This window comes from Afipia sp. GW822-FHT04G07, assembly GCF_058800765.1.
On the sequence record NZ_JBXAMP010000001.1, the window covers coordinates 251,684 to 267,357 of the forward strand.

Below are 15,674 nucleotides of genomic sequence, written 5' to 3' on the forward strand. Positions count from 1 at the left end.
ATCCGATGTCATTCAGAACAATGCGAGGGTGGTGGTACGTCGCTGTCGCCGCCATGGCGATGGCTGCCGCGCCGCCCGCCCGCGCAGTCGAGGAGCCGATCGAGATCTTCGACGCTCATCTGCATTACAACTGGGAGCCGACGCCGTTCTATCAGCCCGACGAAGTGCTCGCGCTGTTCAAGAAGCATCGCGTCACCGGCATTCTCGCGACCAGCCGCCCCAACACCGGCACCCACGCGCTGATGGATGCGAAAGCCGAAGGGCTTTGGGTGGTGCCGTTCATCCGGCCCTATCGTGTCCGGCCCGACATCCAGACATGGTTCAACGACCCGACGATCTTCGATCTGGTGCAGGAGGAATTCAAGCGCGGCTATTATCGCGGCGTCGGCGAGTTTCATCTGTCGGGAAAGGCTGCGGCCACCGAGTGGGTGAAGAAGGCCGTCGACTTCGCGGTCGCCAACGATCTTTACCTCCATGCCCACGCCGACGATGAAGCCGTCGAGATTCTGATGCGCCACAACGGGCGCGCAAAAATCATCTGGGCGCATACCGGCTTCGGCCTGTCGTCGGCGCGTGTCGCGGCGATGCTCGCGACCTATCCGCAACTGTGGGGCGAACTGTCCTATCGCAGCGGCATCACCGGCGCGGGCGGCGTGCTCACCCCGGAATGGCGGGCGATGTTCGAGAAATATCCGGACCGCTTCCTGCTCGGATCGGACACATGGATCAGCGAACGCTGGTCCAGCTACGGCGCGATCATGGCCGAGTACCGCGGCTGGCTCAAACAGCTGCCGCCTGCGGTCGCAAAGCAGATCGCGCACGGCAACGCGCGGCGGCTGTTCGCCGCCAACTAATCCGGTTGTCGAGAAATCAGATCGAGAAACTCGTGCCGCAGCCGCAGGACGCGGTGGCGTTCGGATTGACCACGCGGAATGACGCGCCGATCAGGTCGTCGACGAAGTCCACTTCCGATCCGGCAAGGAACGGCACCGACGCCGGGTCCACCAGCACCACGGCGTTGTCGCGCTCGATCACGAGATCGTCGTCCGCTCTGGCGCGCTCGACGTCGAACTTGTACTGGAAACCCGAGCAGCCGCCGCCCTCGACGCTGATGCGCAGCATCGCGCCTTCACCCTCTGATTTGAGGATGGTGCCGATTCGCTTCGCGGCCCGCTCCGAGATTGTGACATTGCCGGCAGGGGCGAGTTCGGTGGTCGTCATGACGTCTCCGACATCCGGGGTGTTTGAATGTCCCGGTAATGCATAGTTAAGTGCGTCGGACGCCGGAATCAAACGCCGAAAGTAGAATAATTCGCATGTCGGTCGGAATGGCTGCCCCTCCCGTGGTCTATGGCTGCGACCCGGATCAAAGCCGCGGCAGGCGGTTCAACGAGCCCCCGAGCCTGCGGCGCAGTGCCTTCCGCCGCGACTGCGACCGGGTGATCCACGCCAATGCGTTCCGGCGTCTGAAGCATAAAACCCAGGTCTTTGTCTTTCATGAAGGCGACCATTACCGCACCCGCCTGACCCACACGCTGGAAGTGGCGCAGATCGCCCGCGCGCTGGCGCGGCAGCTCGGCCTCGACGAGGACCTGACCGAGACGCTGGCGCTAGCCCACGACCTCGGCCATCCGCCGTTCGGCCATGCCGGGGAGCGGGCGCTGGACGAATGCCTGCGCGACCACGGCGGCTTCGACCACAACGCGCAAAGTCTGCGCGTGGTGACCTTGCTGGAGCGGCGCTATCCGGCCTTCGACGGCCTGAACCTCACCTGGGAAGCGCTGGAGGGCATCGTCAAGCACAACGGCCCCCTGATCGACCGCAACGGCGAGCCCGTGGGGCGTTACCGCGAGCGCGGCGTGCCGGTCGGCATCTCCGATTATGTCGCCCAGCATGATCTCGAATTGTGGAGCCATGCCTCGCTGGAGGCACAGGTGGCCGCCGTCGCCGACGACATCGCCTATGACGCGCACGACATCGACGACGGATTGCGCGCGGGGCTGTTCACGGTGGACGATCTCGGCGCCATCCCGCTGATTGCGGACATCAACGCCGTCATCATTGCCCGCTATCCCGTACTCGACGAGGCGCGGCGCGGCGCCGAGCTGGTGCGCGAGCTGATCTCGTATCTGATCGAGGATGTGTTTTCGGAGACCCGCAAGCGGCTCGCTGTGGTGAAGCCGCACGGTGTTGCGGATGTGCGCAATCATGACGGCACGATTGTCAGCTTCTCGGCCGAAGCCGAAAAGGCGGAGGCGGCCATCAAGGGCTTCCTCAAGGCGCGGATGTATCGCCACGAGCGCGTGATGAGCGTGATGCGGGACGCCGAAACCGTGGTGAGCGATCTCTTTGCACGCTACCGGGCCGAGCCGGGCGACCTGCCGGCCGAGTGGCTGGCGCACGAGGGCGACGAGGACGACGCCAGCCGGGCACGGCGGATCGGCGATTTCATTGCCGGAATGACCGACAGATACGCCATTATCGAGCATCAGCGGCTTTTTGACTTGACCCCGGATTTGCGTTAGGCGGCGGCTTGGAAAAGCGGCGCGACAACTGGTTTTTATAGGCGAATGACGGATACTGCCTCCTCCCAACATCTTTTCGCAAACGTACTTTCACGCGTGCATGGCGTGTGCGCGGCGCTGGCCGATGAGGGCGTTTTGCCCGCAGGTCTCGACCTTGCGCGTGTCGTGGTCGAACCGCCGCGTGACGCAACCCACGGCGACATGGCAACCAATGCTGCGATGGTGCTGGCCAAGGACGCCAAGGCGAAACCGCGCGAGCTTGCCGACAAGATCGCCGACAAACTACGCGCCGATCCGATTGTCGAGCGCGTCGATGTCGCCGGTCCCGGATTCATCAATCTGACGCTGAAGACGTCGGCATGGTTCGGCGCGTTGCGCACGGTGCTGGAGCAGGGCAGCGGTTATGGCCGCAGCGCCGCCGGTGCAGCCGAGAAGGTCAACGTCGAGTACGTCTCGGCGAACCCGACGGGGCCGATGCATGTCGGCCACTGCCGTGGCGCGGTGTTCGGCGACGCGCTGGCGAGCCTGCTGTCGTTTGCCGGCTTCGACGTGACGAAGGAATACTACATCAACGACGCGGGCGCGCAGGTCGACGTGCTCGCGCGCTCGGCGTTCCTGCGCTATCGCGAAGCGCTCGGCGAAGCCATCGGCGAAATTCCGGAAGGGCTTTACCCGGGCGATTATCTTGTGCCGGTCGGTGAGGCGCTTGCGAAAGAGCATGGCGACAAGCTGCTGAAGCAATCCGAGGCGGAGTGGCTCCCGGTGGTGCGCGCCAAGGCCATCGCGATGATGATGGAGATGATCAAGGGTGATCTCGCCGCGCTCAACATCAAGCATGACGTCTTCTTCTCGGAGCGCTCGCTCAACGAGAACGGCAACGACCGCGTCGGCGCGACCATCGCGGGCTTGCGCGAGAAGGGCGATGTCTACGAAGGCCGTCTGCCGCCGCCGAAAGGCGCGCCGGTCGAGGACTATGAGGACCGCGAGCAGACGCTGTTCCGCGCCACCGCGTTCGGTGACGATGTCGATCGTCCGCTGAAGAAATCCGACGGCTCGTACACCTACTTCGCCTCCGACATCGCGTATCACAAGACCAAGGTCGACCGCGGCTTTCTCAACATGGTCGACGTGTGGGGCGCGGACCACGGCGGCTACATCAAGCGCGTGCAGGCGGCGATCAAGGCAGTCACGGCGAACAAGGCCACGCTCGACGTGAAGATCGTGCAGCTCGTGAAGCTGCTACGCAACGGCGAGCCGGTGAAGATGTCGAAGCGCTCCGGCGATTTCGTCACGCTGCGCGAAGTCGTCGATGAAGTCGGCTCGGATGCAGTGCGCTTCATGATGCTGTTCCGCAAGAACGACGCGGTGCTCGACTTCGATCTCGCCAAGGTGATCGAGCAGTCGAAGGACAACGCGGTGTTCTATGTCCAGTACGGACACGCGCGCGGGCATTCGATCTTCAAGAATGCGCGCGAGACGGTTCCATCATTGCCGGAGGATGAAGCAGGGCGCGTTGCGTTCCTGCGTCAGGCGAAGATCGAGCGGCTCTCCGACCCGGTCGAACTCAGCCTGATCCGGCAGATCGCGCTTTATCCGCGAATCGTGGAAGCGGCGGCGGTGGCACACGAGCCCCACCGAATCGCTTTTTACCTCTATGATCTCGCGAGTGAATTTCACGCGCTTTGGACCAAGGGGCGCGATTTGCCCTATTTACGCTTCATTATCCAGAATGATGCAGAAGTAACAATCGCGCGACTTGCCTTGGTTCAAGGCGTCGTCTCGGTTCTGGCTTCCGGCCTCGCCGTGCTCGGCGTCCATGCTCCAGACGAGATGCGATAGTTGGGGGATTTTGACCGCCGCGGGGAAACGGGTGGCGGCAGCGTGAACAGCGGTCGCTCCGTTTGAATGACGGGTGCGGCGCTTTCCCGAAGGGGATGCAACATCGCAATGGCTAACCAATATCGCGACAGACCGTTTCCAGCGGATGACGACTACGGTCGGGATCATTCAGGCACCCCGCAGCAGGGCGAGAGCGATCCGCTGGCTGAACTGGCGCGGCTGATCGGGCAGACCGATCCGCTCTCCGATTTCGGACGCGATCCAAAAATCCAGTCATCGCAGGTCCAGCCGCCACGGCATGAACAGCACGATCAGTATGATCAGCACGATCAATACGACGCGCAGGACACCTACGCCGAGCAGGAAGAAGAAGCGCCGGTCGCCCGTCCGTCCTGGCTTCAAAATCTGACCGCGGGACGTCGGCCCCAGCGGCAAGAGCCTGCCTATCAAGCTCCGGTCTATCGCGAGCAGGATCACTACGATCCGCGTTATGCCGACGGGCAGCATGATCCGGCCCAGGCCCATCAAGCTCCGCATTTCGATCATTCCGGTTACGACCCGTTGCCGTCCGAACAGTCGCGCGGCCAGCACGTGGCCGCGAGCGACCGGTACGACGACGTTCTGTACGGACGGCCCGACCACGATCCCGCCCGCGACGACTACGCGCAGGGCGGGGCTTACGACGACGGATATGACCGGCCGCCCTACGATGAGAATTTCGAGCACGACGCACCGAAGGCGCGGCGCGGCGGGACCATGACGGTTGTCGTGGTGTTGCTGCTCGCGGTTGTCGGCACCGGCGCTGCCTTCGCTTACCGGACCTTTGTCGGCTCTCCGCGCAGCGGCGAGCCTCCGGTCATCAAGGCCGATGCCGGACCGAACAAGGTTGTTCCCGCCGCTGGCGCGAACGACAGTTCGGGCAAGCAGATCTACGACCGCGTCGGCGACAAGACCGCCGAGCGCATGGTGTCTCGCGAAGAACAGCCGGTCGACGTCAACGCCAAGACCGGGCCGCGCGTGGTGTTTCCTCCGCTGACCCAGAACGCCAATCCACCATCGGTGGCCAACGCGTCGATGAACACGCGGCCGACCGGCGCAGGCGTCGGCAACGGGGCATTGAGCGGCGAGGAGCCGCGTAAAATTCGCACCCTGAGCATTCGCCCGGATCAGGCGGAAGCCGCTGCCGCACCGGCCCCGGCACCTACAGCAGCGCGTGCCCAGGCTCCAACTCCGGTGCAGCGCACGCAGGCGCCGGCCAGCACCGCCTCGACCGGTGCGCCGCAAGCCAATGCACCGGTTGCGTTGACGCCGCCGCAGCCGGCTGCCGCCGAAACGCGATCCAGGATGGCCGCGCTTCCTCCTGCCGCGAGCGGGAGCGGAGCCTTCGTGCAAGTCTCGTCGCAGAAGTCCGAGGCTGACGCGCGGGCGTCCTTCAAGGCGCTGCAAGGCAAGTATTCGGGAATTCTCGGCTCACGGTCGGTTTCGATCCGCCGCGCCGACATCGCCGGGAAGGGCACGTTCTATCGCGCCATGGTCGGACCGTTCGGGACAGGCGAGGAGGCGACGCAGTTCTGCGTCAACCTGAAGTCCGCCGGCGGACAATGCATGGTCCAGCGGAACTAACGTCTGATAATTTCTGGCCGATGCGACGGACGCTGAACCGTCATCCTGAGGTGCGAGTTCTTGCGAGCCTCGAAGGATAACTGTGCGAATATCGCCGTCGCCCTTCGAGGCCTTCGCTACGCTACGGCACCTCAAGGTGACGGCTTCGCGCCAGATCCTTGAGATAGGCCGCATTTGCGGTGGATGACACCCGCAAATACCCCTGAATTTCCCTGCTTTCCTTGACCCTGGAGCCGCGCGCGGGCTAATCGCCGAGGATGACCGCGCGCGCATTCATCACGGGTGTTTCGGGAACCGCTCTGACCGACGACGAGCGGGCATTTCTGCGCGACACCCGTCCGTGGGGTTTTATTCTTTTCAAGCGCAACGTTGAAAAGCCGGACCAAGTCATTCGGTTGGTTCAGGATTTACGATCTGCGATAGGGCGCCCCGACGCGCCGGTCCTGATCGACCAGGAAGGCGGGCGGGTGCAGCGGCTCCAGCCGCCGCAGTGGCCTATCTACCCCCCCGGCGCGGTCTTCAGCGCGCTGTACGACATCGACCCCGGCGCGGGGCTTGAGGCCGGTCGCCTGACCGCGCGCCTGATCGCTGCCGATCTGACCGATCTCGGGATCACCGTGGACTGCCTGCCGCTGGCCGACGTGCCGGTTCCCGGTGCGGACGGCGTGATCGGCGACCGGGCTTATGGGACATCGCCGGACAAGGTTGCGGCCATTGCCCGGGCGGTCACCAACGGGCTGGTTCAGGGCGGCGTGTTGCCGGTTCTGAAGCACATTCCCGGCCATGGAAGGGCCACGGCGGACAGCCACTTTCGGTTGCCGACGGTCGATGTTCCCGCAGCGGAACTCGCCAAAACGGACTTTGCGGCCTTCGCGCCGCTGGCCGATTTGCCGATGGCAATGACGGCACATGTTGTGTTTAGCGCGCTGGACCCCGCCCAACCGGCGACGACATCTGCGACAATCATCGCAGAGGTGATTCGCGGAACAATTGGATTCCAAGGTTTGCTGATGAGCGATGACGTTTCGATGAACGCCCTGCAGGGATCGATTGCGGAGCGGACCCGCGCCAGTCTGGCGGCGGGCTGCGACGTGGTCCTGCATTGCAACGGCAAGCTCGACGAGATGCTCGAGGTTGCCGGCGAGACGCCTGTGCTTGCGGGCGAGGCGCTGGCCCGCGCGGATCGCGCGCTGGCGTCGCGCAAGCCGCCGCAGCCGTTCGATCGCGTCGCCGCGCGTGCCGAACTCGACCGGCTGATAGGGCGGGCAGGGAGCCTCACGTCATGAGCGCGGAAATCCTGTCATTCGAAACCGGATTGCCGGCGGAACGCGCCGAGGACGAACCGGCGCTCGTCGTTGATGTCGAAGGCTATGAAGGTCCGCTGGACCTGCTGCTTGCGCTCGCGCGTCAGCAGAAGGTGGATCTCTCCAAGATTTCCATTCTGGCGCTCGCCGATCAGTATCTCGTTTTCATCGAAGCGGCGCGCAAGCTGCGGCTGGAACTGGCAGCCGACTATCTCGTGATGGCGGCATGGCTCGCGTATCTGAAATCGCGCCTGTTGTTGCCCGAGCCTCCGGAGGCCGAAGGGCCGAGCGCCGAGGATCTGGCGAACGCGCTGGCCAACAGGCTGCGCCGACTCGAACAAATTCGCGAGGCGTCGAACCGCCTGATGACGCGGCCGCAACTGCGCCGGGATATTTTCCCGCGCGGCCAGCCGGAATCGATTGCGCAGATCAAGCACGCCCGCTGGACCGCGACGCTGTACGATCTGCTGACGTCCTACGCGACGCAGCGCCAGCAGCGTGTGCTGGCCACCGTGCATCTCACCAAGCGGACGGTGTGGTCGCTGTCGGAAGCGCGCGCCTCGCTCGAGCGGCTGGTCGGCTCCGCCGAGTCCGAGGATTGGGCGAGCCTTGACGAATATCTGATGCGCTACGTGATGGACCCCACGCAGAAGGCGACGGTGTTCGCGTCGAGCTTCGCTGCGGCGCTCGAACTGGTGCGCGAAGGCACGCTGGACCTGCATCAGAAAGAAGCGTTCGCGCCATTGTATTTTCGTAAGCATATCGGGAGTTTGCCTCCTGACGCTCACACAGCGTCGGAAGCGCCGGTCGAGTAAGTGGAAGAAGGAGACAAGGCCATGCCAAGTCCGGCGAGAACGAGTGTGGCGGCAAAGCACATCGCGCCCGTGGAGCAGCAGTCCTCGGACGAGGTCGTTGCGCGCCCCGAGGAACTGCGTCTCCTCGAAGCCCTGCTGTTCGCATCGACCGAGCCGCTCGACGAGGCGTCGCTCGCCAAGCGGATGCCGGAAGGCGTCGACGTGAAAGCGGCCCTCGCGCAGTTGCAGGCCGACTACGCCATGCGCGGCGTCAATCTTGTGCGCGTCGCCAACAAGTGGACCTTCCGCACCGCGGGCGATCTCGCCTGGCTGATGACGCGCGAAAGCACGGAGACGCGCCGCCTGTCGCGCGCCGCGATCGAGATGCTGGCGATCATCGCCTATCACCAGCCGGTGACGCGCGCCGAGATCGAGGAAATCCGCGGCGTGGTGACGTCGAAGGGCACCCTTGATGTGTTGCTGGAGACCGGCTGGATCCGTCCGCGCGGACGCCGCAAGACGCCGGGACGGCCGCTCACATTCGGCACCACGGAAGCCTTCCTGTCGCAGTTCAGCCTGGAGGCGCTGGGCGATCTGCCGGGTCTCGATGAATTGAAGGGCGCGGGCCTGCTGGACACCCGGTTGCCGGGCGGCTTCTCTGTTCCATCGCCCTCGGATGATCCGGCGCTGCGCGACGACGAGGAGCCGCTGGAGCCCGGTGATCTCGAATTGACGCTGGCGCCCGCCGTGGAGCCCGAAAAGAGCGGCGAAAGCTGATGTCAGGTCCCGGTTTCGCGCTATCGCGCGGACCGGAAGACGAACATTAACTCTCGTGTCAATGCGCCGGTTTGCGCAGTCATGACGCGGGGTTAATCCTTGTTTTTGACACCTCCGCAGCCTACTTTCCGGTCAGATTTGGCCGGACATAAACCGGCGCGTGTTTGGAGGATGGCAGTATGGGTTCGTTTAGTATCTGGCACTGGATCGTCGTCATCGGCGTCGTCCTGCTGCTGTTCGGCCGCGGCAAGATTTCGGACCTGATGGGCGACGTCGCGCAGGGCATCAAGGCCTTCAAGAAGGGCATGGCGGACGACGACGTGAAGCCGGCCGACAAGCCTGCCGAGCCAGTCAAGACCATCGACAGCGCGCCGTCGGCCACGTCGTCGCGAAGCGATGTCGGAAGCAAGGTCGTCTGATTTCAGACTTCGCTTTTTTTGAGTGAGTGCGGGGCAAAGCTCCGCAAACGGATCTTTCCATGTTCGACATCGGGTGGAGTGAACTGGTCGTCATCGGCGTCGTGGCGCTGATCGCCATCGGCCCGAAGGAGCTGCCCGGCGTGCTGCGCATGGTCGGGCAGTGGATGGGCAAGGCCCGCCGGATGGCCTCCGAATTCCAGGGCCAGTTCAACGAAGCGATGCGCGAAGCGGAAATGGCCGACATCAAGAAGACGTTCGATGACGCCTCGGCTGCGGCGAAAGATCTGTCGCCGACCAATCTGCTGACGTCGCTGAACAAGGACGTCGAGGACGCGATCAATCCGCCCGCAACGCCGACCACGCCCGAGCCGCCGACTGCTGAAACCTTCGCGGAAGCCGAAACACATGCGCCGGCACCCGAACCATCAAATGTGACGCCTTCGAGCGTCGCGCCTGCGCCGGACGCCAAAGCGTCATGAGCACCGAAGACATCGAAGCCACCAAAGCGCCGTTGATGGATCACCTGATCGAACTGCGTTCGCGGCTGATCAAGGCGCTGCTGGCGTTCGGCATCGCGTTCATCTTCTGCTTCTTTTTCGCCAAGCAGATCTACAACGTGCTGGTGTGGCCGTTCGTCTGGGTCGCCGGGCCTGAGAATTCCAAATTCATCTACACGGCATTGCTGGAATACTTCCTGACGCAGTTGAAGCTCGCCATGTTCGGCGCGGGCTTCATCTCGTTTCCGGTGATCGCGGCGCAGATCTACATGTTCGTCGCGCCCGGCCTCTACAAGCACGAGCGCGGCGCGTTCCTGCCGTACCTGATCGCGACGCCGATCTTCTTCGCGCTGGGCTCGCTGCTGGTTTATTTCCTCGTGCTGCCGATGCTGATCCGTTTCTCGCTCGGGATGCAGCAGGTGGGCGGCACGGAAACAGCACAGATCGCGCTGCTGCCGAAGGTCGGCGAATATCTCTCGCTGATGATGTCGCTGATCTTCGCGTTCGGCATCGCGTTCCAGCTGCCGGTGGTGCTGACGCTGCTGGGGCGGATCGGAATCCTGACCTCGAAACAACTGCGCGAGAAACGGCGCTATTTCATCGTGGTGGCGTTCATCATCGCCGCCGTGCTGACCCCGCCGGATGTCATCAGCCAGATGTCGTTGGCGATTCCGCTGCTGGTTCTCTACGAGGGCTCGATTTGGTCGGTTGCGATCGTGGAGAGAAACAAGGCCAAGCAGGCCACGGGGACGACCCCGCCGGCAGACACGCCTCCGTCGCCTCCCGCCACGACGCCTGCGGAGTAGGGCGGTTCGCTCTCCCTGTCGTACAGCCAGTCGTGTGTTCGGGGTATTGTGGCTGTCATGCCCTCGATTCGTCATGCCCGGGCTTGGCATTTTTGTCGCGCAAGCGGCATAGATTTGCTTGCGATGGCATCCACGACTTGTTCTAACGCACGCAGAAATAGCGCCAATGGCCGGGAAAGCCCGGCCATCACTGGAAATTTGCCATGCACGATATTCGCTGGATTCGCGACAACCCGGATGCGTTTGACGCAGCATTGAAACGGCGCGGGCTTGAGCCGCTGTCGAAGCCGTTGATCGCGCTCGACGAGAAGCGACGCGCGGCCATTCTGGCGTCGGAACAGGCGCTGGCGCGGCGCAACGCGGCGTCCAAGGAAATCGGCGACGCCAAAAAGAACAAGGACAACGCGCGCGCCGACACGCTGATGGCCGAGGTCGGCGAACTCAAGACGAAGCTTCCCGAACTGGAAGCGGCGGCGAAGAAATACGAGGACGACCTCAAGACCGAACTCGCGCAAATTCCGAACCTGCCGCTCGACGAGGTGCCCGACGGCGCCGACGAGCACGGCAATGTTGAGCATCATCACTTCGGTGCGAAGCGCAACTATGCGTTCAAACCGAAGGAGCATGTCGAACTCGGCGAGGCCATGAAGTCCATGGACTTCGAGGCGGCGACGAAAATGTCCGGTTCGCGCTTTGTCGTGCTGAAGAAGGGGCTCGCGCGGCTGGAACGCGCCATCGGCCAGTTCATGCTCGACCTGCACACCAACGAACACGGCTACACCGAGGTCAATCCGCCCCTGCTGGTGCGCGACGACGCGATGTTCGGCACGGCGCAGCTGCCGAAGTTTCGCGATGATCAATTTGCGGCAGGCGCAATCGATAGCGGCGGCGAGGGGTATTGGCTCATCCCCACCGCTGAAGTCCCGCTGACCAATCTCGTCCGCGACTCCATTCTCGACGAAAAAGAACTGCCGATGCGCCTGACCGCGCTGACGCCATGTTTCCGCGCGGAAGCGGGCGCTGCGGGGCGCGATACGCGCGGCATGATCCGCCAGCATCAGTTCACCAAAGTCGAGTTGGTCTCGATCACCACGCCGGAAGAGTCGAGGAACGAACACGAACGCATGCTGGCCTGCGCCGAGGAAGTGCTGCGGCAGCTCGATCTGCATTATCGCGTGATGACGCTGTGCACCGGCGACATGGGCTTCGCGTCGCAAAAGACCTATGACATCGAAGTCTGGATGCCGGGGCAGGGCGAGAGCGGCATGTACCGCGAGATTTCGTCCTGCTCGGTGTGCGGCGATTTCCAGGCGCGGCGCATGGACGCGCGCTCGCGCGGACCCGACGGCAAGCCGCGCTTCGTGCATACGCTGAACGGCTCGGGCACGGCAGTGGGCCGTGCGCTGATCGCCGTGATGGAAACCTATCAGCAGGAGGACGGCTCGATTGCCGTGCCGGACGTGTTGCAGCCGTATATGGGCGGCCTCAAAGTGATCGCTAGGGAAGAAAAATAACATGCGAATTCTCTGTACGAACGACGACGGCATTCACGCGCCGGGCCTCAAGGTCATCGAGGAGATCGCGCAGCAGCTGTCCAGCGACGTCTGGGTGGTCGCGCCCGAAATGGATCAATCCGGCGTCTCGCATTCGCTGTCGCTGAACGACCCGATGCGGCTGCGCGAACTCGACGACCGCCACTTCGCGGTCCGCGGCACGCCGACCGATTGCGTCATCATGGGATCGCGCTTCATCCTCAAGGACAAGCTGCCCGACGTGGTTCTGTCCGGCGTCAACAAGGGCCGCAACGTCGCGGAGGACGTGGTTTATTCCGGCACCATCGCCGGCGCGCTGGAAGGCACCATTCTCGGCCTGCCGTCGTTCGCGCTGTCGCAGGAATTTTCGCTTGAGACGCGCAACAAGCCCCTGTGGGAGACGGCGCTGAAGTTCGGTCCCGACGTGATCCGCAATGTGATGAAACTCGGCGTGCCGCGCGACACCGTGATCAACGTCAATTTCCCGGCGTGCATGCCGGAAGAAGTGAAGGGCATCGCGGTCACGCGGCAGGGCAAGCGCAATCAGGGCTTCCTGCGCGTCGACGAGCGTCGCGATGGCCGCGGCAATCCGTATTACTGGATCGGGTTCGAGCGGCTGGCGGTGATCGATGTACCAGGCGAGGGCACCGACCTTGCAGCACTGGATGCGAATTTCGTGTCGGTCACGCCGCTGCGGCTCGACCGCACCGATGTCGTGTTCTCGGAAAAGCTCAAGGGTGTTCTGAAGTAATGATCGACGTCGTTCCGACGTCCTACGCCGCGATGCCCTTCAGCACGATCTCGATCGTGCGCGCCAGCGTTTCGACCTGGAACGGCTTTTGAATCGTGATGCGGTCGCGGAATTTTTCCGGCAGGCCCTGCGCGCCGTAGCCGGTAGCGAACACGAACGGCCGCCCGCGCAACTGCACGGCCTCGGCGACGGGAGTAATCACCTTGCCGTTGACGTTGACATCGAGGATGGCGATGTCGAAGTCGGTCGACTGAACCAGCCGGACGCCTTCGTCGATGTCGCCCGCTTCGCCGGCAATGGCATAGCCAAGCTCTTCCAGCATGTCGGCGACCATCATGCGGATCATCACTTCATCTTCGACGAGCAGAATCGACGTGCGCGATCCTGCTTTTACGATGCCCGACATTCGTCCCCCAAACCACACATCCGGACCAGTGTCCCGAATCCGACGTTTGCCCGTGTTGCAGCGGCTTCGGCTGCCGGAATAACATAATTATTCCGCACATAACTTCTATCAGCGCGTTGGGTTCCATCAAGGGAACCTGTATGCAAAAAACCGATCCTGCGATGCGTGTCAAATGATACCACAGATCGAACAGCCGTTTTGTCCTTAGATCGTTGAAGATTCATGCCGCCGCCCTTACCAACGCCCCACGAAAAGATGATGTTTCAGCTGAACCTGCGGCAGCGCGGGATCAGCGACCAGGCGGTACTGAAGGCGATGGAAGACGTGCCGCGCGAGCTGTTCGTCATGTCGGCCGACCGGCCCCATGCCTACCGGGACACGGCGCTGGGGATCGCATGCGGCCAGACCATCAGCCAGCCGTTTGTGGTGGCCTACATGACCGAACAACTGCAACTGGAGCCGTCGCATCGCGTGCTGGAGGTCGGGACCGGGTCTGGTTATCAGGCCGCGATCCTGTCGAAGCTCGCCCGGGACGTCGTGACGCTGGAGCGTTTTCGCACGCTCGCCGACCGCGCCAAGCTGGTTCTTGCCGAACTCGGATGCAGCAATGTCGATGTGGTTCTCGGTGACGGGTTCAGCGTGCCCGAGACGCTCGGCACGTTCGACCGGATTATCGTGACCGCCGCGATGGAGGACATTCCCGACGCGCTGCTCGGGCGGCTGGAGCCGGGCGGGGTGCTGATCGCGCCGGTTGGGCCAGTGGACGACCGTCAGGTTCTCACCCGCGTGGTCCGAACCGGCGATGGCTTCAACCGGCAGGACCTTGTGGCGGTGCGTTTCGTGCCCGCGCTGCAGGGCATCGCCCGCGAGATGTAAGCGGCGCCTGCGGCACGGACGGCGAGGCAGGTTTGGTGCCTTAAAGAGTTATTTACTCGGACTGTGTTTACTCAAATTTGTGTTAGTTGCGTACAAGTGAGTAACCATGTCCCGCTTTGTCGAGTTGATAAGCTCGCGCCGTGCGCCGCATTTTGTGGTCCTGGCGCTCGTCTCGGTCGGATTTGGCGGATGTAGCGCCGACACCCAGACACGGTTCCAGGACAACTCATTCTCCAATCCGTTTGCGTCGCGCAACAGCGCGCCGGAGGCGACGGGGTCCGTTCAGCAGAGCGGCAACTATCAGCACAATTACCAGCAGCAGCCGCGTGAGCTTCCGCAGTACAGTCGGCCGCGCTCCGCGCCGATCGTATCCGCGCCGTTGTCTCAGCCTGTTGCAACCTCGGGCGGCGGACGCGGGATGGCGTCGTATACGCCGCCGTCGTCACCCATCGAGACCACCGGAACGGTCGCGCCGCGCTCGGTCGCCGCGACCTCCGGATACAGCCGCGAGGGCGGCACCACGATCATCGTCGGCACCGCAGACACGCTCGATGTCATTTCGAAGCGCTACAACGTGCCGTCGTCGGAAATTCTCAAGGCGAACGGCTACGGCGGACCGCGTGTGTTGCAGCCGGGTCAGCAGCTCGTGATTCCGCGCCGTGTGGCGCACGCCAGTCCGCCGGCATTATCGCCCGCGCCGGGCACCAAGGTTGCGGCCGGTCTTCCGGCAAGTGTGTATGTCGTCAAGTCAGGCGACACGCTGATGAATCTGTCGCGTCGTCACAACATCCCGCCCGCGCAGCTTGCCGCGGCGAACCACATTCCGGTGACCACGCAGCTCAAGATCGGCAGCAAGATCAACATTCCGGGCGGCGCTAAATCCGCTGCTGTTGCTGCCGCGCCCGCACCCCAGCTTGCTGCGGAAGCGCCGAAGCCTGCGCCGGTTGCGGCTCCCGCTGCCAAGCCCGTCACAGTCGCGTCGGTCGAGCCTCAGCAGAAGGCGCGTGTTGCGACCGAAACCAACGATCTGCCTGAAGCCCAGTCGCCGGTGAAGGCCGCCGACGCGACCAATGCGCTGCCGACGTTTCGCTGGCCGGTGCGTGGCCGGGTGATCACGGCTTACGGCGCGAAGACCAACGGCAAACAGAATGACGGCATCAACGTCGCAGTGCCCGAAGGCACGCCCGTGAAGGCCGCCGAAGACGGCGTGGTCGCCTATTCGGGCAACGAGCTCAAAGGTTATGGCAATCTGATCCTGGTTCGGCACTCCAACGGTTACGTCACCGCGTATGCCCACGCGAGTGAACTGATGGTGAAGCGCGGAGATTCAATCAAGCGCGGCCAGGTCATTGCTAAATCGGGTCAGTCGGGAGAGGTGGGGTCGCCGCAGCTTCACTTCGAGATCCGTAAAGGATCTTCAGCCGTCGACCCGCTTCAATTCCTGAACGGCGCGTAAGCCACTTAAATTTTCTAGATCCACTATGTCCCCCGGCGAAAGCCGGGGGATTTTTCTTTTGCGGACTGT

16 protein-coding genes are annotated in these 15,674 nt (G+C 63.4%); 14 read left to right on the forward strand and 2 right to left on the reverse strand.

Translation table 11 applies throughout. The features are described from left to right. Positions 1-5: 5 nt before the first annotated feature. Complete coding sequence (locus tag AC1RKJ_RS01215) at positions 6-854, forward strand: amidohydrolase family protein (protein ID WP_492789090.1); 849 nt, start codon at positions 6-8, stop codon at positions 852-854. Between the two features lie 16 nt (positions 855-870). Here the strand turns inward: AC1RKJ_RS01215 and erpA are convergent, their stop codons facing one another. After that, positions 871-1,221, reverse strand: a complete 351-nt coding sequence (gene erpA, locus AC1RKJ_RS01220; RefSeq protein WP_492789091.1) for an iron-sulfur cluster insertion protein ErpA — start codon at positions 1,219-1,221, stop codon at positions 871-873. 95 nt (positions 1,222-1,316) lie between these two features. On the opposite strand from erpA, the gene AC1RKJ_RS01225 reads away from it, so the two are divergent. The 11 genes from AC1RKJ_RS01225 (at position 1,317) to surE (ending at position 12,867) form a co-directional block, all read left to right on the forward strand. Continuing rightward, on the forward strand, positions 1,317-2,525 hold the full coding sequence (locus AC1RKJ_RS01225) for a deoxyguanosinetriphosphate triphosphohydrolase (protein WP_492789092.1): 1,209 nt from the start codon (positions 1,317-1,319) through the stop codon (positions 2,523-2,525). A gap of 45 nt (positions 2,526-2,570) precedes the next feature. Beyond that, positions 2,571-4,364 carry an arginine--tRNA ligase gene (gene argS, locus AC1RKJ_RS01230; RefSeq protein ID WP_492789093.1) on the forward strand — a complete coding sequence of 598 codons (1,794 nt, stop codon included), beginning with the start codon at positions 2,571-2,573 and terminating at the stop codon, positions 4,362-4,364. A 108-nt stretch (positions 4,365-4,472) separates the two neighbouring features. Continuing rightward, positions 4,473-5,987, forward strand: coding sequence for an SPOR domain-containing protein (locus AC1RKJ_RS01235; RefSeq protein ID WP_492789094.1), 1,515 nt, complete (start codon positions 4,473-4,475; stop codon positions 5,985-5,987). 257 nt (positions 5,988-6,244) lie between these two features. Continuing rightward, a complete protein-coding gene (gene nagZ / locus AC1RKJ_RS01240; RefSeq protein ID WP_492789095.1) occupies positions 6,245-7,273 on the forward strand; it encodes a beta-N-acetylhexosaminidase in 1,029 nt (342 codons plus the stop codon). Further along, positions 7,270-8,106, forward strand: coding sequence for a segregation and condensation protein A (locus AC1RKJ_RS01245; protein WP_492789096.1), 837 nt, complete (start codon positions 7,270-7,272; stop codon positions 8,104-8,106). Before nagZ ends, AC1RKJ_RS01245 begins: the two co-directional genes overlap by 4 nt. A gap of 21 nt (positions 8,107-8,127) precedes the next feature. Beyond that, positions 8,128-8,862 (forward strand): SMC-Scp complex subunit ScpB, encoded by a 735-nt coding sequence (scpB, locus tag AC1RKJ_RS01250; RefSeq protein WP_492789097.1) that lies wholly within the window; start codon positions 8,128-8,130, stop codon positions 8,860-8,862. 179 nt (positions 8,863-9,041) lie between these two features. Then, positions 9,042-9,281 (forward strand): twin-arginine translocase TatA/TatE family subunit, encoded by a 240-nt coding sequence (locus tag AC1RKJ_RS01255; RefSeq protein WP_492789098.1) that lies wholly within the window; start codon positions 9,042-9,044, stop codon positions 9,279-9,281. A 59-nt stretch (positions 9,282-9,340) separates the two neighbouring features. After that, the gene (tatB, locus tag AC1RKJ_RS01260; protein WP_492789099.1) at positions 9,341-9,760 is read left to right on the forward strand and encodes a Sec-independent protein translocase protein TatB; all 420 of its coding nucleotides are present in this window, start codon (positions 9,341-9,343) and stop codon (positions 9,758-9,760) included. After that, positions 9,757-10,584, forward strand: coding sequence for a twin-arginine translocase subunit TatC (gene tatC, locus AC1RKJ_RS01265; protein ID WP_492789100.1), 828 nt, complete (start codon positions 9,757-9,759; stop codon positions 10,582-10,584). Before tatB ends, tatC begins: the two co-directional genes overlap by 4 nt. Before the next feature lie 203 nt (positions 10,585-10,787). Next, positions 10,788-12,098: a serine--tRNA ligase gene (serS, locus tag AC1RKJ_RS01270; protein ID WP_492789101.1), complete on the forward strand. Its 1,311-nt coding sequence runs from the start codon at positions 10,788-10,790 to the stop codon at positions 12,096-12,098. 1 nt (position 12,099) lies between these two features. Then, positions 12,100-12,867 (forward strand): 5'/3'-nucleotidase SurE, encoded by a 768-nt coding sequence (gene surE, locus AC1RKJ_RS01275; protein ID WP_492789102.1) that lies wholly within the window; start codon positions 12,100-12,102, stop codon positions 12,865-12,867. 22 nt (positions 12,868-12,889) lie between these two features. Here surE and AC1RKJ_RS01280 read toward each other — a convergent pair whose 3' ends face one another. Further along, positions 12,890-13,273, reverse strand: a complete 384-nt coding sequence (locus AC1RKJ_RS01280; RefSeq protein WP_492789103.1) for a response regulator — start codon at positions 13,271-13,273, stop codon at positions 12,890-12,892. Between the two features lie 222 nt (positions 13,274-13,495). Here AC1RKJ_RS01280 and AC1RKJ_RS01285 point away from each other — a divergent pair, with 222 nt between their 5' ends. Then, the gene (locus AC1RKJ_RS01285; protein ID WP_492789104.1) at positions 13,496-14,149 is read left to right on the forward strand and encodes a protein-L-isoaspartate(D-aspartate) O-methyltransferase; all 654 of its coding nucleotides are present in this window, start codon (positions 13,496-13,498) and stop codon (positions 14,147-14,149) included. Positions 14,150-14,255: 106 nt separating this feature from the next. Continuing rightward, on the forward strand, positions 14,256-15,605 hold the full coding sequence (locus tag AC1RKJ_RS01290) for a peptidoglycan DD-metalloendopeptidase family protein (protein ID WP_492789105.1): 1,350 nt from the start codon (positions 14,256-14,258) through the stop codon (positions 15,603-15,605). Positions 15,606-15,674 lie beyond the last annotated feature (69 nt).